The 20,258-nt window shown below is 69.0% G+C and carries 22 protein-coding genes and 1 pseudogene; 17 read left to right on the forward strand and 6 right to left on the reverse strand.

The genetic code is table 11. The features are described 5' to 3' along the window. Positions 1-223: 223 nt before the first annotated feature. The 9 genes from atpB (at position 224) to HUW46_RS30100 (ending at position 7,881) form a co-directional block, all read left to right on the forward strand. Positions 224-1,006 (forward strand): F0F1 ATP synthase subunit A, encoded by a 783-nt coding sequence (gene atpB, locus HUW46_RS30060; RefSeq protein ID WP_215542143.1) that lies wholly within the window; start codon positions 224-226, stop codon positions 1,004-1,006. Between the two features lie 96 nt (positions 1,007-1,102). Continuing rightward, complete coding sequence (locus HUW46_RS30065) at positions 1,103-1,351, forward strand: ATP F0F1 synthase subunit C (RefSeq protein ID WP_215542144.1); 249 nt, start codon at positions 1,103-1,105, stop codon at positions 1,349-1,351. A 41-nt stretch (positions 1,352-1,392) separates the two neighbouring features. Beyond that, positions 1,393-1,920, forward strand: a complete 528-nt coding sequence (locus HUW46_RS30070; RefSeq protein WP_215550197.1) for a F0F1 ATP synthase subunit B — start codon at positions 1,393-1,395, stop codon at positions 1,918-1,920. 54 nt (positions 1,921-1,974) lie between these two features. Next, the gene (locus HUW46_RS30075; RefSeq protein ID WP_215542145.1) at positions 1,975-2,796 is read left to right on the forward strand and encodes a F0F1 ATP synthase subunit delta; all 822 of its coding nucleotides are present in this window, start codon (positions 1,975-1,977) and stop codon (positions 2,794-2,796) included. A 51-nt stretch (positions 2,797-2,847) separates the two neighbouring features. Next, the gene (gene atpA / locus HUW46_RS30080; protein ID WP_215542146.1) at positions 2,848-4,488 is read left to right on the forward strand and encodes a F0F1 ATP synthase subunit alpha; all 1,641 of its coding nucleotides are present in this window, start codon (positions 2,848-2,850) and stop codon (positions 4,486-4,488) included. Positions 4,489-4,501: 13 nt separating this feature from the next. Next, positions 4,502-5,437 carry a F0F1 ATP synthase subunit gamma gene (locus tag HUW46_RS30085; protein WP_215542147.1) on the forward strand — a complete coding sequence of 312 codons (936 nt, stop codon included), beginning with the start codon at positions 4,502-4,504 and terminating at the stop codon, positions 5,435-5,437. 34 nt (positions 5,438-5,471) lie between these two features. After that, the gene (atpD, locus tag HUW46_RS30090; RefSeq protein ID WP_215542148.1) at positions 5,472-6,905 is read left to right on the forward strand and encodes a F0F1 ATP synthase subunit beta; all 1,434 of its coding nucleotides are present in this window, start codon (positions 5,472-5,474) and stop codon (positions 6,903-6,905) included. Positions 6,906-7,062: 157 nt separating this feature from the next. Further along, positions 7,063-7,422, forward strand: a complete 360-nt coding sequence (locus HUW46_RS30095; protein WP_215550198.1) for a F0F1 ATP synthase subunit epsilon — start codon at positions 7,063-7,065, stop codon at positions 7,420-7,422. Between the two features lie 24 nt (positions 7,423-7,446). Then, positions 7,447-7,881 carry a DUF2550 domain-containing protein gene (locus HUW46_RS30100; RefSeq protein ID WP_215542149.1) on the forward strand — a complete coding sequence of 145 codons (435 nt, stop codon included), beginning with the start codon at positions 7,447-7,449 and terminating at the stop codon, positions 7,879-7,881. A 29-nt stretch (positions 7,882-7,910) separates the two neighbouring features. On the opposite strand, the gene HUW46_RS30105 is transcribed toward HUW46_RS30100, so the two are convergent. Together HUW46_RS30105 and HUW46_RS30110 are read right to left on the reverse strand one after the other, a co-directional pair. After that, positions 7,911-8,288: a YciI family protein gene (locus HUW46_RS30105; protein WP_254126655.1), complete on the reverse strand. Its 378-nt coding sequence runs from the start codon at positions 8,286-8,288 to the stop codon at positions 7,911-7,913. 25 nt (positions 8,289-8,313) lie between these two features. Beyond that, positions 8,314-9,819, reverse strand: coding sequence for an MFS transporter (locus HUW46_RS30110; RefSeq protein WP_215542151.1), 1,506 nt, complete (start codon positions 9,817-9,819; stop codon positions 8,314-8,316). A gap of 159 nt (positions 9,820-9,978) precedes the next feature. Here HUW46_RS30110 and HUW46_RS30115 point away from each other — a divergent pair, with 159 nt between their 5' ends. Further along, a complete protein-coding gene (locus HUW46_RS30115) occupies positions 9,979-11,214 on the forward strand; it encodes an RNA polymerase sigma factor (RefSeq protein WP_215542152.1) in 1,236 nt (411 codons plus the stop codon). Between the two features lie 33 nt (positions 11,215-11,247). Here the strand turns inward: HUW46_RS30115 and HUW46_RS30120 are convergent, their stop codons facing one another. Both HUW46_RS30120 and HUW46_RS30125 read right to left on the reverse strand, forming a co-directional pair. Beyond that, a complete protein-coding gene (locus HUW46_RS30120; RefSeq protein ID WP_215542153.1) occupies positions 11,248-12,282 on the reverse strand; it encodes an aldo/keto reductase in 1,035 nt (344 codons plus the stop codon). After that, the gene (locus HUW46_RS30125; RefSeq protein WP_215542154.1) at positions 12,185-13,471 is read right to left on the reverse strand and encodes an MFS transporter; all 1,287 of its coding nucleotides are present in this window, start codon (positions 13,469-13,471) and stop codon (positions 12,185-12,187) included. The genes HUW46_RS30120 and HUW46_RS30125 overlap by 98 nt, the downstream gene beginning before the upstream one ends. A 28-nt stretch (positions 13,472-13,499) precedes the next feature. Here HUW46_RS30125 and HUW46_RS30130 point away from each other — a divergent pair, with 28 nt between their 5' ends. After that, positions 13,500-14,489 carry a DUF5937 family protein gene (locus HUW46_RS30130; protein WP_215542155.1) on the forward strand — a complete coding sequence of 330 codons (990 nt, stop codon included), beginning with the start codon at positions 13,500-13,502 and terminating at the stop codon, positions 14,487-14,489. Then, complete coding sequence (locus HUW46_RS30135; RefSeq protein WP_215542156.1) at positions 14,486-14,629, forward strand: hypothetical protein; 144 nt, start codon at positions 14,486-14,488, stop codon at positions 14,627-14,629. Before HUW46_RS30130 ends, HUW46_RS30135 begins: the two co-directional genes overlap by 4 nt. Before the next feature lie 131 nt (positions 14,630-14,760). Here the strand turns inward: HUW46_RS30135 and HUW46_RS30140 are convergent, their stop codons facing one another. Continuing rightward, positions 14,761-15,927: a DDE-type integrase/transposase/recombinase gene (locus tag HUW46_RS30140; RefSeq protein ID WP_254124945.1), complete on the reverse strand. Its 1,167-nt coding sequence runs from the start codon at positions 15,925-15,927 to the stop codon at positions 14,761-14,763. A 375-nt stretch (positions 15,928-16,302) separates the two neighbouring features. Between HUW46_RS30140 and HUW46_RS48810 the strand changes: the two are divergent. From HUW46_RS48810 to HUW46_RS30150, 3 genes and pseudogenes are all read left to right on the forward strand, one after another. Then, positions 16,303-16,452 (forward strand): annotated as a pseudogene (locus HUW46_RS48810) (helix-turn-helix domain-containing protein); the annotation flags it as partial. A gap of 72 nt (positions 16,453-16,524) precedes the next feature. Then, complete coding sequence (locus tag HUW46_RS30145) at positions 16,525-17,139, forward strand: DUF5753 domain-containing protein (protein ID WP_256451456.1); 615 nt, start codon at positions 16,525-16,527, stop codon at positions 17,137-17,139. Continuing rightward, entirely contained in the window at positions 17,102-17,290 is a 189-nt protein-coding gene (locus HUW46_RS30150) for a DUF397 domain-containing protein (protein WP_215542158.1), read from the forward strand. The genes HUW46_RS30145 and HUW46_RS30150 overlap by 38 nt, the downstream gene beginning before the upstream one ends. A gap of 217 nt (positions 17,291-17,507) precedes the next feature. On the opposite strand, the gene HUW46_RS30155 is transcribed toward HUW46_RS30150, so the two are convergent. Further along, entirely contained in the window at positions 17,508-18,089 is a 582-nt protein-coding gene (locus tag HUW46_RS30155) for a cob(I)yrinic acid a,c-diamide adenosyltransferase (RefSeq protein ID WP_215542159.1), read from the reverse strand. A 79-nt stretch (positions 18,090-18,168) separates the two neighbouring features. Here HUW46_RS30155 and HUW46_RS30160 point away from each other — a divergent pair, with 79 nt between their 5' ends. Then, on the forward strand, positions 18,169-18,786 hold the full coding sequence (locus HUW46_RS30160; RefSeq protein ID WP_215542160.1) for a TetR/AcrR family transcriptional regulator: 618 nt from the start codon (positions 18,169-18,171) through the stop codon (positions 18,784-18,786). Beyond that, positions 18,783-20,255, forward strand: coding sequence for an MFS transporter (locus HUW46_RS30165; protein ID WP_215542161.1), 1,473 nt, complete (start codon positions 18,783-18,785; stop codon positions 20,253-20,255). The genes HUW46_RS30160 and HUW46_RS30165 overlap by 4 nt, the downstream gene beginning before the upstream one ends. Positions 20,256-20,258 lie beyond the last annotated feature (3 nt).

Consider the following 20,258-nt stretch of genomic DNA (forward strand, 5'->3'; position numbering starts at 1 on the left):
TGATATGGTCCGTTTCGCGGGGGCGACCATGGTCGCACTCCCAGTTGACGAACTCCGGGTAGCAGCGTGGCGATCAGTCGTATCGTCGTTCCCGCTTCCGGGCCACGTTACTGGAGGGGCAGCCGCCTCCGAGTACCCGAAACGTATCGGGTACGTTAAGTCCAGATCGTGACGATTCCCCCGGCGGAGTGAACGCCGGCCGGGAGAACCGGAAGGAGCCCCGTTGGGCGCGCTGGTACTGGCCTCGGGCGGCGAGTTCATCCCCCCAGGCCCGCAGGACCTCGACCTCCCGCCGATCTTCGGCGGAGTGACCAAGCCGATGCTGCTGGTCGTCCTGGCCATGATCATCATTGCGGCGTACTTCCTGCTGTCCTCGCGGAACCTCAAGATCGTGCCGACGAAGTCGCAGTTCCTGGCCGAGTCGGCGTACGACTTCGGCCGCAACAGCATCGCGCGGCAGCAGATCGGCTCCGAGAACTTCCGGCCGTACATCCCGCTGATCCTGACCATCTTCACCTTCGTGCTGGTGAACAACCTGTTCGGGATGTTCCCGTTCATCCAGTACCCCACGATGGCGCACATCGGATTCCCGATCGCGCTTTCGGTGCTCGTGGTCTACCCGGTCTACCACATCGCGGGTATTCGCCGGCACGGTTTCTTCGGCTACATGAAGCACCAGCTCGTGCTGCCGAACATCCCGGTCTGGGTGCTGCCGCTGCTGATCGTCATCGAGTTCTTCCAGAAGTTCGTGCTGAACCCGCTGACGCTCGCGATCCGAGTTTTCGCCGCGATGCTGGCCGGTCACCTGATCATCGCGGTGTTCACCATCGGCGGGCACTTCCTGCTGGAGCAGGCCAACTGGGGCCTGAAAGGCACTTCGATCGTTTCATTCGTGATCGCCATCGCGATGGCGCTGCTCGAGGTGTTCATCCAGATTCTGCAGGCCTACATTTTCGCTCTCCTTTCCGCCGGGTACATCGGCGCCGCGGTGGCGAGCGAGCACTAATCGAAAACAGCGGCAGTACCCCTCCCAGCCGGGAGACACGGAGAAACCAAAGCCCCCGATCCGCGTAGTTGCGGACCGAGTTGGAAGGAAACGCAAGTGAGCAGCATTGTTTTGGCGCAGGAAGCCGCGAAGACCGTCAGCGACAGCGGTCTCGCCGCCATCGGCTACGGCCTCGCCGCGATCGGCCCCGGTATCGGTGTGGGTCTCGTCTTCGCCGCGGTCATCAACGGCACCGCCCGCCAGCCCGAGGCGCAGGGCAAGCTGATGAACATGGGCTTCTCGACCTTCATCTTCACCGAGGTGCTCGCGCTGCTGGGCTTCGTGCTCTACTTCATCGCGTCCTGAGCTGACGCCTCACTTAGGGAGACGTCGTGGTGAATGCCTCAGTGAACCTGGCCGCGGAGGCCAAGAGCCCGGTCGTTCCGGATGTCCCGGAACTCATCATCGGCCTCATCTCGTTCCTCGTGCTGCTGTTCATCATCTGGAAGTTCGTGTCACCGCGCTTCGAGAAGATGTACGCGGAGCGGGCCGAGAAGATCGAAGGTGGCATCGAGCGGGCGGAGAAGGCCCAAGCCGAAGCCGAGGCCGCGCTCGAGCAGTACAAGGCGCAGCTGGCCGACGCCCGGTCCGAGGCCGCCAAGATCCGTGACGACGCCCGGCTCGAAGCCGAGCAGATCAAGGAAGAACTGCGCGCCGAGGCTCAGGAAGAGTCGAAGCGCATCGTGGCGCAGGGCGAGGCCCAGCTGCAGGCGCAGCGGGCCCAGATCGTCGCCGAGCTGAGGTCGGAGATCGGCCGCAACTCGGTGGAGCTGGCCAGCCGCATCGTCGGCGAGTCGCTCCAGGACGAGGCCCGCAAGCGCGGCACGGTCGACCGGTTCCTCGCCGAGCTCGGTTCCAACGGGTCGGGTAAGTAAGGCCGCCGGAGATGATCACGCGTTCGACGACCGCGGGTTGGAGATAGGACTGAAATGACGCTGCATGCTGCGAGCCGTGAAGCGCTCGGCCTCGCCGAGAACACGCTCGGCGAGGTTCTCGGCGACGCGGGCACCGACCCGGCGACCGTCGGCGAGGAGCTGCTGTCGGTCGTCGACCTGCTGACCGGCGAGATCGGCCTCCGCCGCGCGGTCGCTGACGCCTCGTCGGCGCCGGAAGCGCGGAAGAACCTCCTCAGGTCGTTGCTGGAGAGCAAGCTCTCGGCGCCGTCGCTGAAGGTGCTCGAAACCGCGGTCTCCAGCCGGTGGTCCAGCCCCCGCGAACTGCTCGACGGGATCGAGTCGCTCGGCCGATCCGCGCTGCTGACCAGCGCGGAGAAGACCGGCAACCTCGACACGGTCGAGGACGAGCTGTTCCGGGTCGCCAGGATCGTGGCCGGCGAGCCCGCGCTCGAACGGGCGCTGTCCGAGCAGACGGCACCCGCCGAAGCCAAGCGCACGCTGGTGCGGACCCTGTTCTCCGACAAGGTGGACGTGGTCACCGAGAAGCTCGCCGAGCAGGCGATCCTCCGCAACCGCGGGCGCAGCGTCGCAGGAGGCCTCGACCAGCTCGTGAAGCTGGCTGCCGAGCGGCGGCAGCGCGCGGTCGCGTACGTGACCACGGCCAGTGAGCTGTCCGGCGAGCAGCGGTCGCAGCTCGCCGAGAAGCTGGCCGCGATCTACGGCAAGCAGATCTCGTTGCGCATCGAGGTCGACCCGAAGCTCGGCGGTGGGCTCATCGTCAGGGTCGGCGACGAGGTCATGGACGGCAGCGCGGCAGGCCGGATCGAGGCGCTGCGCAGGCAGCTGGCCGGCTGAACACCCCGAAACTTTTGACACTGGCAAGAACGAAGCGAGAGCGGGAACGAAATGGCGGAGCTGACGATCTCCTCGGATGAGATCCGGAGCGCGATCGAGAACTACGTCTCCAGTTATGCCCCGGACGTGAGCCGGGAAGAGGTCGGCACGGTGGTGGACACCGGTGACGGCGTCGCCCACGTCGAGGGCCTGCCCTCGACCATGGCGAACGAGCTGCTGGAGTTCCCCGGCGGGGTGCTGGGCGTCGCCCAGAACCTGGAGCCCCGCCAGATGGGTGTGGTCATCCTCGGCAACTTCGAGAAGATCGAGGAAGGCCAGGAGGTCAAGCGGACCGGCCAGATCCTCTCGATCCCGGTCGGCGAGAACTTCCTCGGCCGCACCATCGACCCGCTCGGCAAGGCCATCGACGGCCTCGGCGACATCGAATCCACCGATCGCCGCGCCCTCGAGCTGCAGGCCGCTTCGGTGGTGCAGCGCCAGCCGGTGTCGGAGCCGCTGCAGACCGGTATCACCTCGATCGACGCGATGACCCCGATCGGCCGCGGCCAGCGCCAGCTGATCATCGGCGACCGCAAGACCGGTAAGACCACGGTCTGCGTCGACACGATCATCAACCAGAAGCGCAACTGGGACACCGGCGACCCGAAGCAGCAGGTGCGCTGCATCTACGTCGCGGTGGGCCAGAAGGGCTCGACGATCGCGAACGTCCGCAAGACCCTCGAGGACGCGGGCGCGCTGGAGTACACCACCATCGTCGCCGCCCCCGCTTCGGACTCCGCGGGCTTCAAGTGGCTGGCGCCGTTCACCGGTGCCGCGCTCGGCCAGCACTGGATGTACGAGGGCAAGCACGTCCTCATCGTGTTCGACGACCTCACCAAGCAGGCCGAGGCCTACCGCGCGATCTCGCTGCTGCTGCGCCGCCCGCCGGGCCGCGAAGCGTTCCCCGGCGACGTCTTCTACTTGCACTCGCGGCTGCTCGAGCGCTGCGCCAAGCTGAACGACGAGCTGGGCGCGGGCTCGCTGACCGGGCTGCCGATCATCGAGACGAAGGCCAACGACATCTCGGCCTACATCCCGACGAACGTCATCTCGATCACCGACGGCCAGTGCTTCTTCCAGTCGGACCTGTTCAACTCGGGCCAGCGCCCCGCGGTCGACGTCACCACCTCGGTCTCCCGAGTCGGCGGTGACGCGCAGATCAAGGCGATGAAGACGGTGTCCGGTTCGCTCCGGATCGACCTGTCGCAGTACGAGGAGCTGAAGGCGTTCTCCGCGTTCGCCTCCGACCTCGACGCCGCCTCGAAGGCCCAGCTCGACCGCGGTGCCCGCCTGTACGAGCTGCTCAAGCAGCCGCAGAACTCGCCGATCCCGGTCGAGCAGCAGATCATCACCGTGTTCCTCGGCACCAAGGGCCACTTCGACGACGTGCCGATCGAGGACACCGCGCGGTTCAACCGCGAGCTCGTCGAGAACATCCGGCACAAGCACGACGAGATCTTCGCCAAGATCCGCGACGAGAAGAAGTGGAGCGACGAGATCGCCGAGTCGGTCGTCGCCGCCACCACCGAGTTCAAGAAGGGCTTCACCACCTCCGAGGGCAAGACCCTCGGCGGCGTGGACGCCGACGCGATGGACGCCGACAAGGTCGGGCAGGAGACCGTGAAGGTCAACAAGCCCGCGCCGAAGAAGTAACCGGGTACCAGGGATGGCACAACTTCGAGAGCTACGCGAACGGGTCAGGGCGACCAAGTCGATCGGCAAGATCACGAAGGCCTACGAGCTCATCGCGACCTCGCGCATCGGCAAGGCGCAGGCCCGCATGGAGGCTTCGCGGCCCTACGCCGAAGAGATCACCAAAGTGCTCTCGGCGTTGGCCGACGCGGCGTCGAGCCTCAACCACCCGCTGCTGACCGAGCGGGAGAACCCGAAGCGCGCCGCGGTGCTGGTCGTGACGAGCGACAAGGGCCTGTGCGGTGGTTACAACGCGAACGTGCTGCGTGCCACCGAGGAGCTGCTTTCGCTGCTGCGCGAGCAGGGCAAGCAGCCGCTGGTCTACGTGATCGGCGACAAGGGCGTGAACTACTACCAGTTCCGCAGCCGCGAGACCGCGGACCGCTGGACCGGGTTCTCCCAGCGCCCGCACTACGAGGACGCGGCGACCGTGGGTGAGAAGCTGGTCGGCTCGTTCCTTTCCGGCGCGGACGACGAGGCTGGTAACGCCGACGGCGTGCTCGGGGTGGACGAACTGCACATCGTCTACACCGAGTTCAAGTCGATGCTGACGCAGACCCCGGTCGCGAAGCGGATCGCCCCGCTCGAGGTCGAGTACGCGGAGGAGGGCGAGGAGAAGCCCGCCGGTATCGCGCCGTCGTACGAGTTCGAGCCGAGCGCGGACCGCCTGCTGGCCGCGCTGCTGCCGAAGTACATCAACACGCGGATCTTCGCGGCGTTGCTGGAATCGGCGGCGTCCGAGCTGGCCGCGCGCCGCACGGCCATGAAGGCGGCTTCGGACAACGCGAACGATCTGGTCAGCGAACTGACCAGGCTCGCGAACCAGGCGCGTCAGGCGCAGGTGACCCAGGAGATCAGCGAAATCGTCGGTGGGGCGGATGCGCTCGCCGCTGCCGCTGGAAACGACTAGGTCGTTTCCACATATCAGGAGAGATGACTGAGCGATGACTGCCACACAAGAAACCCCCACCGCCCTCAAGGGCCGGATCGTCTCGGTGACCGGTCCGGTCGTCGACGTCGAGTTCCCCCGTGGCGCCGTCCCGGAGCTGTTCAACGCGCTCAAGGTCGACATCGAGTTCGCGGAACTGCGCAAGACGGTGACCCTCGAGGTCGCACAGCACCTCGGTGACAACCTGGTCCGGACCGTTTCGCTGGCGCCGCAGGACGGTCTCGTCCGCGGCGCCGAGGTCACCGACACCGGCGGCCCGATCTCGGTCCCGGTCGGCGACAAGGTCAAGGGCCACGTCTACAACGCGCTCGGCGACTGCCTCGACGAGCCCGGCTACGGCGCCGACCTCGAGCGCTGGGGCATCCACCGCAAGCCCCCGGCGTTCGACCAGCTCGAGGGCCGCACCACGATGCTGGAGACCGGCCTCAAGGTGATCGACCTGCTCACCCCGTACGTGCAGGGTGGCAAGATCGGCCTGTTCGGCGGTGCCGGCGTCGGCAAGACGGTGCTCATCAAGGAGATGATCACCCGTATCGCCAAGAACTTCGGTGGTAGCTCGGTGTTCGCGGGCGTCGGTGAGCGCACCCGTGAGGGCACCGACATGTTCCTCGAGCTCAGCGAGGACGGCACCATCGACAACACCGCGCTGGTGTTCGGTCAGATGGACGAGCCGCCGGGCACCCGTATGCGGGTCGCGCTGTCCGCGCTGACCATGGCGGAGTACTTCCGCGACGTCCAGAACCAGGACGTGCTGCTGTTCGTCGACAACATCTTCCGGTTCACCCAGGCCGGTTCCGAGGTGTCGACCCTGCTGGGCCGCATGCCTTCCGCCGTGGGTTACCAGCCGACGCTGGCCGACGAGATGGGTGAACTGCAGGAGCGGATCACCTCGACCAAGGGCCGTTCGATCACCTCGATGCAGGCGATCTACGTGCCGGCGGACGACTACACCGACCCGGCGCCCGCGACCACGTTCGCGCACCTGGACGCCACCACCGAGCTTTCCCGGTCGGTGTTCCAGAAGGGCATCTTCCCCGCGGTGGACCCGCTGGCCTCCACCTCGACGATCCTCGACCCCGCGATCGTCGGCGAGGACCACTACCGCGTCGCCTCCGAGGTCATCCGGATCCTGCAGAAGTACAAGGAGCTGCAGGACATCATCGCGATCCTCGGTATGGACGAGCTCTCGGAAGAGGACAAGCTCACCGTGCAGCGCGCGCGCCGCATCGAGCGCTTCCTCTCCCAGAACATGCTGGTCGCGGAGACATTCACGCAGATCCCCGGTTCCACGGTGCCGATGGCGGAGACCATCGAGGCATTCGACCGGATCACCAAGGGTGACTTCGACCACTACCCCGAGCAGGCGTTCCTCGGCATCGGTGGCCTCGAAGACCTCGAGAAGAAGTACAAGGACATCACCGGCAAGTGACCGGCGTTCCGGCAGCGGGATCAGTGTCCACTGTGGATTCTGATCCCGCTGTCGTAACCGGGGGCCGAAGGCCGGATCCGTCGGTCCTCACCTACTTGAACGATTAGCTATTACACTCGGGGAAGCGACCGAGGTGAAGGAGAGCTACGTGGCTGAGATGTCGGTGGAGCTTGTCGCCGTCGAGCGGCGCCTCTGGTCGGGCAAGGCCACGTTCGTGGTGGCCCAGACCACCGAGGGCGAGATCGGGATCATGACCGGTCACGAGCCGGTGCTCGGTCAGCTGGTCGAGGGCGGCGTGGTCAAGGTCGACACCACGGACGGTGACACGTTCACGGCCGCGGTGCACGGCGGTTTCCTGTCCGTCACCGGGAGCGGCGTGAGCATTCTCGCCGAGTCCGCGGAACTGGCCGACGAGATCGACGTCGAGCAGGCGAGGTCCGCGCTTTCCGCGGCGGACGACGACGCCGAGCGGGCCAGAGCAAGCGCACGCCTCCGCGCCGCCGGGCAGTCGGCCTAGTACGGCGACGAGCGGGAGCCGGCCGTGGAGATCACCGTGGTTGTCCTGGGGCTCCTGGTCGTGCTCGCCGTCGTGGCGGTCTGGTACTCGCTGCGGTGGGTGCGGATGCGGAAGAACGGCGGCGTCAGCGTCGCGTTGCGCTGGCGCCCCGACAGTGCTCGTGCGGGCTGGCACCTCGGGATCGGCCGCTACGAAGGTGACGCGTTCGCCTGGTACCGGGTGTGGAGCCTGCGCTCCGGCCCGGACCGGGTTTTCGAACGCCACGCACTGGAGATCGCGGACCGCCGCGACCCGATCGGCACCGAGTCCTACGCCGTCCCCGCCGGTTCGACCGTGCTGCGGTGCGAATCGGATACCCAGGAAGCCATCGAAATCGCGATGGGCCCCGGTGCGCTCACCGGCTTCCTGTCCTGGCTCGAATCCGCCCCGCCCGGCCGCCGCCTCCCGCGCGCGAGCTGACCTCCTTCCTGGCTCGTGGTCCGAGTCCCTCAGTCCGGTCGGGGAACGTCCAGAATCGGCCGGACCTCGGTGGCCAGGTAACGCGTGTCCGGGATCCGCGAGGCGATCTCGATCGCGCGGTCGAGGCTGGGCACGTCGACCACGAACCAGCCGGCCAGGTGCTCTTTGGACTCCAGGAACGGCCCGTCCGTGGTGACCAGGGAATCCTCCTGCGGGCGCACCGTCTTGGTGAGCGCCGGATCGCCGAGTACGTGCGTGGGCCCCAGCTCCCCGGACGCGGAGATCTCCTCCATCAGCCGGGTCATCCCGGCCAGCTGAGCGTCCCGTTCCTCCGGCGACGCGGCTTTCTCCTGATGGAAGAACAGCGGGTGCTCCCACTTCGTCGGGTTGCTGTAGACCAAGATCATGTACTTCACGGTTCTCCTTGAGATCTCAGCCGTCGCGGCGACCCGGTGCCGCCACGTCGGACTGGTTCCCGGCCACGGCGGACGCCGCGATCGGGTCGGACGCGGACGGGACCACCCGCTCCATCATCAACATCACCGATAGCCCGCCGGCCACGAGCAGCGCGGCGCCGATCCGGAAGGACAGCGCGTAGCCCTCGGTCGTGGCGATCGAGGGAAGCACGTTCTCCCGCATCCGGCCACCGGCGTGGCGCAGCGCGAGCGTGACCAGGCAGGCCAGGCCCAGCGCGCTGCCGACCTGCTGCATGGTGCTCTGGACGCCGGAGGCAAGGCTGGAGTCCCGCTCGGTGACCTGGTGCAATGCCGCCGTGGCGCCGGCGGGCATGGTGATCCCCGCGAACAGTCCGAACACGAGCATCCCGGGGAGGATCCGGCCGTAGCCCGAATCGGCGTCGATCATGCTGGTCAGGAGCAGGCCGATCCCGGCGCCGAGGTAACCGGCCGAAGCCATCGCCCGTACCCCGAACCGCGGCATCAGCGTGGTGCAGAGGGCGATCCCGGCTCCGATCGCGACGCCGAGCGGCAGGTACAGCAGCCCCGTCCGCAGTGGTGAGTAGCCCAGCACCTGCTGCTCGAACAGGGTCAGCAGGAACGTGTACGAGACGAACGCGGCCATGAACCCCAGCGTCGCGATGTTGATCGTGGTCCGGGTCCGGTCGGCGAAGAACCGCAACGGGATCAACGGGTTGCGGGACTTCAGCTCCACGACGACCGTGACCCCCAGCAGGCAGGCTCCGGCGATGACGGGAAGCAGCACTTCGGTGGCTCCCCAGGGCCTGGCGGCGGCTTGGAGCAGCCCGTAGACGATAGCCACCAGGCCGGCGGTGGCCGTGACCGCGCCGGTGAAGTCGAGCCGGCCTTCCTTCGGCCGGGGCTTCCGGTCGTCGGTCACGATCCGCGGCGCGACGACGAGGATCAGGACGGCGACGGGCACGTTGACGTAGAAGATCCAGCGCCACGAGACGGCGTCGGTCAGCACACCGGACATCACGAAGCCGAGGGTGCCGCCGAGGCCGGTCAAACCACCCCAGATGCCCAGCGCCTTCGTGCGTTCCCTCGGGTCGACGAACAGCAGCGCGATCAGGCCGAGTGCCGCCGGAGCGGCGAACGCCTCGCCGAGCCCCTGGACGAACCGGCCCGCCACCAGCATCCACGGTGCCTGAGCGGCACCGCAGACGGCCGAAGCCGCGGCGAAGAGACCCGCGCCGAGCAACAGCAGCCGACGCCTGCCGAACACGTCGGCGAGCCTGCCGCCGAGCAGCAGCAGCCCACCGGCCATGAGCACGTAGCCGTTGACCACCCAGGCCAGCCCGGACTGCGAGAAGCCAAGCGACTGCGCCACGCTGGGCAGCGCGACGTTCACCACGGTGATGTCCAGTACGAGCATGAACTGCAGACCGGCGAGCAGGGCCAGCACTCGCCATCGCCGCGGGTCGCCCGGGGGCGGGGTCGCGTTCGAACCGGCCGTGTCCACGACTGTCTCCTTAGGATCGCGGTGCTCCCGTGCGGCACCTCTCCTGAATGGGTCGGAGCCGGTCGCGGGGTTTCGACACGGAACGGTGGCGGTATTGTGGCCTTGGGGATTTCCGCAGCACGAAGCCAGGACACCTATGCATCCGTCCACCACGGGGCCATGACCGCGGCCCGCGAGTTCGAGGATCTGCTGCGTGAGCTCGCGCCGCAGGTCCTCGGCATCCTCGTCCGAAAGTGCCGTGAGTTCGATACGTGTGAAGACGCCGTCCAGGAGGCGCTGCTGGCGGCCGCGCAGCAGTGGCCGGTGGACGGGATCCCGGACAGCCCGCGCAGCTGGCTGGTCACCGTGGCCGGTCGGCGCCTGGCCGACGCGTGGCGCAGCGACGCCGCCCGTCAACAGCGGGAGAACCGGGTCGCCGCCCTGGGGCCGGCGGACGAGCTGCTGCTGCCCGACCCGGCGCAGGAGGACGCCGCCCACCACGACGACACGCTGACCCTGCTGTTGCTGTGCTGCCACCCGGCGGTGTCACCCCCGTCGCAGATGGCGCTGACCCTGCGGGCCGTCGGCGGGCTGACCACGGCGCAGATCGCCCGCGCGTGCCTGGTACCGGACGCGACGATGGGCCAGCGGATCAGCAGGGCGAAGCAGAAGATCAAGGCCGCCGGCACCGGCTTTCCCGAGCCGGACGACCGATGGGACCGGTTGCCGGTCGTGCTGCACGTGCTGTACCTGATCTTCAACGAGGGCTACACGGCCACGTCGGGAGCGGAGCTGCACAGGCCGGCGCTCACCCGTGAGGCCATCCGGCTGGCCCGGGAGGTGCACCGCCGGCTCCCGGACCACGGCGAAGTGACCGGCCTGCTCGCGTTGATGCTGTTGACCGAGGCCCGCCGTCCGGCCCGGACCGGGCCGGACGGGGCGCTGGTGCCGCTGGCCGAACAGGACAGGAGCGCGTGGGACCGCGACCTCGTCGCCGAGGGCACGGCGCTGGTGACGCGGGCGCTCGACCAGCCGCCGCCCGGCCCGTACCAGCTGCAGGCCGCGGTCGCGGCCGTGCACGCCGAAGCGCGGTCGGCCGACGAGACCGACTGGGCCCAGATCCTCCTGCTCTACCAGCTGATCGAGGACGGGTGGCCGTCCCCGGTGGTCACCCTGAACCGGGCGGTCGCGCTCGCCATGGTGCGGGGACCGAGGGCCGGACTGGACCTGCTCGAGTCGCTGGAGCGCGACAGCCGGATGGCCGGCCACCACCGGTTGCACGCCGTACGCGCCCACCTGTTGCGGATGGCAGGCGACGCGGGCGCCGCGCGGGCCGCGTTCGAACTCGCCGCCCGCAGCACCTCGAGCCTGCCCGAGCGGAACTACCTGGAGTCCATGGCGGCCGGCCTGACCTGACCGGGCCACCTGCCCGCGCCAGGAAACGGCCGTTCAGCGGCGGTACCGGCGCGACGCGGGGTTCGCGAGCGAGGGCGGTACCCGCGAGCCCGCGTCGAGCCGGTTGAACGTGGTGCCGGGAGGCACGATCGCGTCGATGCGGTCGAGCAGGTCGTCGCCGAGTTCGACGTCCGCGGCGGCGAGCAGCGGGCCCAGGTGCGCCGCGGTGCGCGGGCCGATGATCGCCGCGCTGACCGCGGGATGGGTCAGCACGAACCCGATCGCCAACTGGACGGGGGAAATCCCCGCCTCGGCGGCCAGCGCGAGGAGGTCTTCGACGGCGTCGAGCTTGCGCGCGTTCGCGGCCACGGCGGGGTCGAACCGGTGCGGGTAGCGGTGGGGACGGCCCGCGCTCAGGTCGATCGGCCGGTCGCGGCGGTAGCGGCCGGTGAGCAGCCCGCCCGCCAGTGGGCCCCAGGTGAGCACGCCCATCCCGTACCGCGCGCAGGTCGGCAGCACGGACTCTTCGGCACCGCGCGCCAGCAGCGAGTACGCGGGCTGCTCCGACCGGAACCGCTCCCGTCCGCGCGCTTCGGCCACCCACTGCGCTTCGACGATCTCCTCGGCGGCGAAAGTGGAACTGCCGATCGCCCGCACTTTCCCGGCCCGCACCAGATCCGAGAGCGCGCCGAGCGTTTCGTCGATGTCGGTGTCCGGATCGGGGCGGTGCACCTGGTACAGGTCGACGTGATCGGTGCGCAGCCGCCGGAGGCTGCCCTCGATCGCGCGCGTGATCCACCGCCGCGAATTGCCGCCGTGGTTCGGATCGTCGCCCATCGGGAAGTGGACCTTCGTCGCGAGCACGACGTCGTCTCGTCGTCCTTCGAGGGCCTTGCCCACGATGGTTTCGGTTTCGCCCGCGGAATAGGCGTCCGCGGTGTCGACGGTGTTGATCCCGGCGTCGAGCGCGGCGCGGATGATCGCGACGGCGTCATCGTGATCGCGATTGCCCTCCCCGCCGAACATCATCGTGCCGATGCACAGGCTGCTCACCTTGATTCCGGTGCGGCCCAACGGGTTCAGTCGCATGGCGACGCCTTTCGATACGGTCGGAGAAGAGGAAACCGGCGGTGCAGCCGAGCACACCGACGGCCGCGCAGGTGGTCCACAGCGCGGGCGGGCCCGCGAAGGTGTAGAGCGCACCGCCGAGCGCGGTGGCGGCCAGCTTGGCCATGCCCGTTCCCCAGCCGAGCACGGCCTGGTACCGGCCCTGCGCGCCGTCGGGCGCGAGATCCGCGGCGAGCGCCGAGGTGATCCCGCCGGTGCCCGCCTCGCCGAGCGTCCACACGAGCACCGTGACCGCGAACGCGGCCGGGGTAGCGGCGAATCCCGTCGACGCCATGCCGACGCCGATCACGAGCATCGACCACGCGAGCACCCGCATCGGCCGCCACCGCCGGAGCACCCTGGCGCACAACGGTTGCAGGACAACGATTCCGGCCCCGTTGACGATCGCGACGAACGCGAAGGTCGCGGGCCCGCGCCCGGCGTCGCGGACCGCGAACGCGACCCCCACCGCGCTCTGGTTGACCACCGCGACGTAGCCGAAGGTCAGCGCGGTCAGTGCCAGCAGCGACCGGTCGCGCAGTGCCGTGCGGTAGCCGCCACCGCCACCGCCACGCCGGGCGGGGCTCGCGTCACCGGGGACGCCGATCGCGATGACGGCGGCGAACAGCACGCAGGTCACGGCGTCCAGCGCGAACAGGGCCCAGTAACCGCTGGAAGCCAGCAGACCGCCCGCCGCGCCCGCGATCGGGAAGCCGAGGTTGACCGCCCAGTACACCAACCCGAACGCGCGCAAGCGCTCCTGCGGCGGCACGATCGCGACGAGCAGTGCCGCGCTCGCGGGGCGGTACACGTCACCGACGAGGCCGAGCGCCGCCGCGCCCGAGAGCAGCCACGGCAACGACGTGGCCGAACCGAGCAGGGCGAGGCACGCGGCGGTGCCCAGCATGCCGAGCACGAGCGTGGTCCTGGCGCCGAACCGGTCCGCGAGCGCGCCGCCGACCGGCTGGCTCAGCACCCCCGCCGCGCCGAACACCGCGACCACGGCGGCGGCACCGGCGGGGGAGAGCCCGCGTGCGGCGAGGTAGAACGCCAGGAACGCGACGACGACGTTGCCGATCCTGTTCACCAGCTGCCCCGCGAACAGGACCCAGAACGCACCGGGGAGTCGTGCCGCCGTCATGCCGACGATCGTGTTCGCTCGACCGTCCATGGTCTATCTTCTTAGTCATGACTAAGAGATGCTGACGCTGACCTTCACCGCGGAGGACGCGCTGCGCACGAGGCTCGCGATCTCCCCGTTGTGGGAGGTCGTCGCCGCGGTGCGGGCGATGCGGGACCCGTCGCGGCACTCGTTGCACCTGCCGTGGGTGGTGGCCTCCCGCGCCGCGCTGGCGGGTGCCGACATCGGCCTGCTCACCGACCTGGTGACCCGGTCCGCCCGCACCCCGGACTTCGTCACGGTGCCGCCCGAAACACCCGTCGCGGAGCTGGCCGACGAAGTGAAGCGGCTCCGCGGGGTCGCCCCGGCACAGGTCCGCGCGGACCTCGACGCCAGCGGCGTGCGGCGCAGCCCGGCGGTGCGCGCGCTGTACGAAGATCCGGAGCAGGGCCTGGATGACCTGGCCGCGGCCGTCGAACGGTTCTGGTCCGCCGCGCTCGAACCGCACTGGCCCCGGCTGCGAGGGCTGCTCGAAGCGGACGTGTTCTACCGCGCGCGGAAGATCGCCTCCGGCGGTGCGCGCGCGTTGTTCGCCGACGTGCACGCCGACGTCCGGTGGGAGGCGGGCACGGTCCGCGTCACGCACCGGCCGTATTCGCACGTCCGGTCCGCACGGGGTCGCGGGCTGGTGCTCGTCCCGTCGATCTTCGCGTGGCCGCAGGTGTTCACGCTGACCGCCGAGCCGTGGCAGCCGACGCTGTTCTACCCCGCGCGCGGGGTGGGCACCCTGTGGGAACGCGACGACGGCGCGGCGGACGCGCTCGCGGGCGTGCTCGGCGCCGGGCGCGCACGGCTGCTGGCGCTGCTCGACAGCCCGGCGACCACCACCGAACTGGCCGCTCGAACGGGCATGACGACCGGGGGCGTTTCGCAGCACCTCGCCGCGCTGCGCGCCGCCGGGCTCGCGGTCGGCAGGCGGGAGGGCAGGCAGGTGTTCTCCGCGCGAACGGACCTCGGCGACGCACTCGTGGCCGCGAGCACCGAAAACCGGGCTACTCTGGGAAAATGACGGAACAGGGACGGTGGGAGAAGCTACCGGAGCGGGTCCTCCCCGAAGAGATGGTCACCACGCAGGCCGTCGCGCCCGGTGCCGATTCGACGCCGGAGGCCGATCTCGAACGCTACTGGGCCGCGCAGGAACAGAACTAGCTTCGCGGCGAGCGCCTCCTTCCGGTGGGGGCGCTTTGTTGCCTGCCCTGATGGTCACCTTGACGGCACTCAACGCCGTGTCGTGTCTCGGTAGTTCTGCCGCAGGTTTGTCTCGGTTGTTGTGACACAGGTTAGGCGGCTGGGGTGAGTTGGCCTTGGTAGGTCTTGGTGTGGTCGAGGTGGATGTGGCCGATCGGGTCGCCGTCGCTGGTGTAGGCGGTGGCCCGGTCGCTGTCACGGATGATGGTGATGGTGTGTCCGGCGTGGGCGGTGCCGATCCGTAGCCGGGCGTGTTTGCCGAGGTTGACCGTGCCGGTGGTGCTGACTTTGAGGCGGTGCACGGTGGCGTCGTCCTGGACGGGCAGGTGCTGGGGTCCGCCGTGGCTGTCGCTGGTGGTCCAGGCATGGGTGGGGGTTTGCCGGCCAAGGGCGCTGTGGCGGCGGTGGTTGTAGTGCTCGCGGTAGACCTCGAGCAGGGTGCGGAGTTCGGTCAGGGTCGCGGGTTGGATGGGTTGGTGATCCAGCCAGCGTTTGAAGGTCTGGTGGTGGCGTTCGACCTTGCCGCAGGTCTGCGGGTGGTAGGGGCTGGAATGGATCAGCCTGCAGCCGTGGCCGGTGACGGTGCGGGCGAACGCCGATGGCCCGGCGTTGGGGTGGCGGCCGCGTGAGGTGAACGCGGATCCGTTGTCGGACAACACGATCGCGGGCGCACCATGGTCGGTGATGGCCGCGGTGATCGCGGTGATCGCGGCACGGGAGGTTTCGGCCTCGGCGGCGTGATTGGCCACCAGCATGCGCGTGCAGTCGTCGAGGACCTCGAACACCACCACCGTGGCCCCGCCGGCGAGGATGACCTCGGTGGCGTCGATCTGGTAGCAGTCCCGCGGCCGGGCATAGCTGAACCGACGGTAGGAGGACCGGGGCCGCTTACGGGGGTTGGACTCGGCCAGCCCGTGCCGGGACAGGATCCGGTTGATCGTGGCCCGCGACGGGACAGGCCAGCCCCGTCCGGCCCAGTCCCGCTCGGCGGCCAACTCCAGAAGCCGATCGCGGATCGGGTCCGCCCCGTTGTCCGGTTTCAGCTCCTTCCGCAGCCGCAGCACGACAGCCACGACCGGCTCCGCCGTAGCATGCCGCACGGTCTTGGGCCGGGTCGACCGCCGCCGCCACTGCCCCTCGGCCTGGATCCGGGCACGGTGCCGATAGAACGTCCGCCTATCGACACCATGCTCCCGGCACCACGCCGACACGTTCTCAACCGGCACTTCAGCCGTCAGCATCGCGTCCACGAATCGCATGATCGTCCCATTCCGCGTCATGGCCCTCACCACAACGCCGGTCAGGCGGCAGATCATGCAACATCACCCGACCCGGGTGTGTCACATGCTGCGATACACAAACTGTGTCAAAACAGCTGATACTGAACACGGCACTCAACGCCGCGAAGGTGGCCTTCACGGCATGAGGAAAGCGGGGCGTGCTATGCCCTGAAGGTGGCCATCAGGGCGCTGAGCGCCGCGAAGTCGGCCCTCGCTCGAATTGCGCGCGGAGCAAGGCGTGCTCCCTTGGGGTGGAGGCGCGCGGCAATACCGGGTGCGCTGCTCCGGCGCCGTTAGCTTGGGCCCATGCCCTACAAGCCATCGGACGCCCGCCGTCGCTAACTCGGTGTCGAACTCCGAAGACGGCGTGAGCTGGCCGGATTGAACGGTCTAGATCTGGCGAAACGAACGGGATGGTCGCAGAGCACGGTCTCGCGGATCGAGTCCGGTCAGGGGCCGGTCTCCGAAGTCAGTGTGACCACCTATCTGGCTCACTGCGGAGTCTCCGCACCTGATGTGACCGATGTGTTGGCACTCGCGAAGGAGACCGAAGACGGCTATCTCGTTCGGCGCAAGGTGCTCCGTACGCTGATCTTGCACGAGACGACCGCTAGGTCGATCCGGTCGGCCGCACCCTTGATCGTGCCGGGGCTGCTGCAGACCGAGGGGTACGCCCGGGTGATGATGGGCTCGGCCGACAGCGTCGACCAGGCGACGGTCGACTCGCGCGTGGCCGTGCGAATGGAACGACAGAGCCTGCTCAAAAGGTGGAATCCGCCTGCGTTCGTCTATTTCATTTACGAGGCCGCGCTTCGGTGCCCCGTCGGCACGAACCGTGTGATGAACGAACAAATGCTCCATCTGGCGTTTCTGGCCGACCGTCCGCAGGTCACCCTCAGGGTCGTGCCTTTCGCGGATGGCGCAGTGGCGGCCGCTATCGGTCAGTTCACACTGATGGACTTCGCCGACCACGGGCCCGTGCTCTATTCGGAGAACATCTTCGCATCGTTGTTCGTCGAGAACCCCGAAGACATTCAATTTGCCAAGGGGTACCTCGCCGAGTTGGACGCCGTGGCGCTGAGCGCGGAAGAGTCGCGCGAGTTTCTTGTACGCTGTGCCGGGGACTACGATCGACCAGACGAAGGAGCCCTCAATGTCCGGCGGGCACACCCCAGTTTGGCGGAAGAGTAGCTACAGCAATCCGAAGGACGACTGCATCGAGGTTGCGCTGGTGGCGCCTGGTATCGCGGTTCGCGACTCGAAGTCGCCGACGGAAGGCGTCTTGCGCTTGTCGCCGAATGCTTGGCGCGTTTTCTTGCAGGCTCACCGGCGGATTGGCTGACCAGAGCTGCTGCGTGCGGCTCTCCTCGGCCGCGCGCTTCCTACCCGGCTCTGGGCACTTTTGCTTGCCCTGAAGGCTCCCTTGACGGCACTCAATGCCCTGAAGGTGGCCTTCAGGGCATCGGCTGCCCCACCCTACCCGGCGCGAGGGGAAGATTTGGGGCACTCAATGCCGTCATGGTGGCCTTCACGGCATGAGAAGGGCCCTGCCTGCCCGGCTAGCTCGTCGCGTCGGTGCCGCCGGGTTGCCAGAGCACGTCGCCGTCCGGGTTCGCCAAGCGCGCCAGGATGAACAGCAGGTCCGACAGGCGGTTCAGGTAGCGCACCGCCAGCACGTTCGTGTGCTCGGCGTCCGCTTCGACGAGTGCCCAGCCCGCGCGCTCGGCCCGCCTGGACACCGTGCGCGCCTGGTGCAGGAACGCCGCGCCGGGGGTGCCGCCGGGCAGGATGAACGAGGTCAGCTTCGGCAGGCGCTCGTTGAACTCGTCGCACCAGCCTTCGAGCCGCTCCACATAGCGCTCGGTGATGCGCAGCGGGGGATAGGGAGGGTTTTCGACGATCGGCGCGCATAGGTCCGCGCCGACGTCGAAGAGGTCGTTCTGGACCGCGCGCAGCACGGTCGCGATCTCGTCGGTGAGCCCGCCGACCGCGATCGCGAGGCCGATCACCGAATTCGTCTCGTCGACATCGGCGTAGGCGCCGAGCCGCGGGGAGGTTTTCGGGACGCGCGAGCCGTCCCCCAGCGCCGTGGTGCCGCTGTCGCCGACCTTCGTGTACACGCGGTTGATGCGTACGACCATGCCGTGGAGTCTACGGGGTCGACAAACTGTCGCACTATGACAGTTGTCGCAGTGCGACACGATTGCTATCGTGACGGCCATGGGTGAAGCGGAAACCGGCTTGCGCGCGCGGAAGAAGGCGAAGACGCGGGACCTGATCATCGAGATCGCGGTGCGGCAGATCGTGTCCCGCGGCTACGGCGAGACCACGGTGGAGGGGATTTCCGCCGAGGCGGAGGTGTCGTCTCGCACGTTCTTCCGCTACTTCGCGGGCAAGGACGACGCCGCGCTCGCCGTGCTGGACCGGCTCGACGAGGCGATGGCGTCGGCGTTCGAGGCGCGCCCGCCGGGAGAACCCGTGTTCGCCGGGCTGTGCGCCGCGCTTTCCTCGGCGTGGCGGGAATGCTGGGGCAAGCGGCTGGATCCCGTGCACGCCAAGCTGTTCCGGCTCGTCGGCGAGGAACCCGCGCTGCTGGCCGCCAACGCGCGGCGCGACGCCAGGCAGCGGGCAAGGCTGGTCGCGGTGGCGGCGACGCGGCCGGGGCTCGCGGGCGAACGGGCGCATCTGGCCGTCTCCGCGTTCGAAGGCGCGTTCCACGTGGCGGTCGACGCGTGGCGCGCCGAGGGCGGGGAATCGGTGGAATCCTTGCTGCGCCACGCGAAACGGTGCGTCGCGCTGGTGCCGGACGTGGTCGAAACCGCGGCGCGGCACCCGTGAGCGCGCCGAAGCCGCCCGCGCCGTGGGCCGCGCTGACCGCGGTCGTGCTCGGCGTGGTGATCGTCGCGCTCGACGGCACGATCGTGGCCGCTTCCAATCCGCGGCTGGGTGCCGAACTCGACGCGAGCCTCGGCGACCTGCAGTGGATCACCAACGGCTACCTGCTGGTGATGGCGCCCTCGATGGTGCTGGCGGGACGGATCGGCGACCGTTTCGGGCGGCGCCCGGTCTTTCTCGTCGGCGTGGCGGGGTTCGGCCTCGCCTCGATGGTCATCGGGTTCTCCGGCTCGGTCGAACTCGTACTGGTGGCGCGAGGTGCGCAGGGCTTCTTCGGCGGCCTCGTCATGACGAACTCGCTGGCGTTGCTGCGCGCCACCTTCCCCGCCGAACGCCTTCCCGCCGCGGTGTCGGTGTTCGGCGCGCTCGCCGCGTCCTCGATCGCGGCGGGGCCGATCGTCGGCGGCGTCGTGGTGGACCGGCTCGGCTGGCGATGGGCCTTCTTCGTCAACGCGCCGATCGCCGTGGCCTGCCTCGTGCTCGGACGGCGCGTGCTGCGCGCGCCGAGGCCGGACCACCCGCCCGCCTTCGACCTCGGCGGCGCCGTCCTGCTCACGGCCGCGCTGTCGTCGCTCGCCTACGGCCTCGTCCGTGCACCGGCTGCCGGATGGGACGACCTCGCGGTCGTCGGCGCGCTCGCCGCGTCGGTGCCGCTCGGCGTGGCGTTCGTGCTCGTCGAACGCCGCGCGCGTCACCCGCTCGTGCCGCTGCGCCTGTTCGCGGACCGCACGGTCAGCGCGGGTGTGGCGCTCACGGTCACCACCGATTTCGCGATGGTCGGGCTGCCGATCTTCGTGTCGCTGTTCATCCAGAAGGTGGACGGGCTGAGCCCGATCGAGGCGAGCCTGCGGCTGATCCCGCTCGGCGTGTTCGCCGTTCTCGGTTCGGCACTGGGCGCGCGCCTGCTGCCGAAGGTGGGTCGCCGCCCCGTGCTGCTCGGCGGCGCGCTCATGTCGGCGACCGGTTTCCTGCTGCTCACCGGGATCGGGCTGGGCAGCCCGTTCGCCCGGCTCGCGGTGCCGTTCGCGCTGCTGGGGTTCGGGCTGTCCCTGGTGATGAACTCGGCCATCCAAGCGGTGCTCGGCGGTGTCCCGGAGGCGGACGCCGGTGCCGCGGCCGGGGTCCAGCAGTCCGCCAACCAGGTCGGCGGACTGCTCGGCACCTCGGTGCTCGGTGCCGTGCTGGCCGGTGCCGCGGGTGCCCGTTTCGACGCGTCCGGCGGGCTGGCGGTGGCGCTCACCAGCGCCGCGAAAAACGGTTTCCTCGACGGCGTGCACGCCGTCATGTGGGTCGGCGCCGGAGTGTCCGCGCTCAGCTTCTGCCTCGCGTTGCTCGTCGCTCGGGAGAAGGTTTTCTTTGACGATCAAGGGAACGGCGCCCCGGAGATCGCGCGCTCACGGCGGCAGGCATGATTG

The sequence above is a fragment of the Amycolatopsis sp. CA-230715 genome, from assembly GCF_018736145.1.
Lineage (GTDB): Bacteria > Actinomycetota > Actinomycetes > Mycobacteriales > Pseudonocardiaceae > Amycolatopsis.

Excerpts from the sequence above, each read along its gene's own strand:
- atpA (WP_215542146.1), top strand. The coding sequence starts at position 2,848 with ATGGCGGAGCTGACGATCTCCTCGGATGAGATCCGGAGCGCGATCGAG.
- HUW46_RS30120 (WP_215542153.1), bottom strand. The coding sequence starts at position 12,282 with ATGCGACTGAACCCGTTGGGCCGCACCGGAATCAAGGTGAGCAGCCTG.
- HUW46_RS30155 (WP_215542159.1), bottom strand. The coding sequence starts at position 18,089 with ATGGTCGTACGCATCAACCGCGTGTACACGAAGGTCGGCGACAGCGGC.
- HUW46_RS30095 (WP_215550198.1), top strand. The coding sequence starts at position 7,063 with ATGTCGGTGGAGCTTGTCGCCGTCGAGCGGCGCCTCTGGTCGGGCAAG.
- HUW46_RS30135 (WP_215542156.1), top strand. The coding sequence starts at position 14,486 with ATGACGGAACAGGGACGGTGGGAGAAGCTACCGGAGCGGGTCCTCCCC.
- HUW46_RS30140 (WP_254124945.1), bottom strand. The coding sequence starts at position 15,927 with ATGCGATTCGTGGACGCGATGCTGACGGCTGAAGTGCCGGTTGAGAAC.
- HUW46_RS30085 (WP_215542147.1), top strand. The coding sequence starts at position 4,502 with ATGGCACAACTTCGAGAGCTACGCGAACGGGTCAGGGCGACCAAGTCG.
- HUW46_RS30130 (WP_215542155.1), top strand. The coding sequence starts at position 13,500 with ATGCTGACGCTGACCTTCACCGCGGAGGACGCGCTGCGCACGAGGCTC.
- HUW46_RS30160 (WP_215542160.1), top strand. The coding sequence starts at position 18,169 with ATGGGTGAAGCGGAAACCGGCTTGCGCGCGCGGAAGAAGGCGAAGACG.
- HUW46_RS30115 (WP_215542152.1), top strand. The coding sequence starts at position 9,979 with ATGACCGCGGCCCGCGAGTTCGAGGATCTGCTGCGTGAGCTCGCGCCG.
- HUW46_RS30105 (WP_254126655.1), bottom strand. The coding sequence starts at position 8,288 with ATGATCTTGGTCTACAGCAACCCGACGAAGTGGGAGCACCCGCTGTTC.
- atpD (WP_215542148.1), top strand. The coding sequence starts at position 5,472 with ATGACTGCCACACAAGAAACCCCCACCGCCCTCAAGGGCCGGATCGTC.
- HUW46_RS30075 (WP_215542145.1), top strand. The coding sequence starts at position 1,975 with ATGACGCTGCATGCTGCGAGCCGTGAAGCGCTCGGCCTCGCCGAGAAC.
- HUW46_RS30125 (WP_215542154.1), bottom strand. The coding sequence starts at position 13,471 with ATGGACGGTCGAGCGAACACGATCGTCGGCATGACGGCGGCACGACTC.
- HUW46_RS30150 (WP_215542158.1), top strand. The coding sequence starts at position 17,102 with ATGTCCGGCGGGCACACCCCAGTTTGGCGGAAGAGTAGCTACAGCAAT.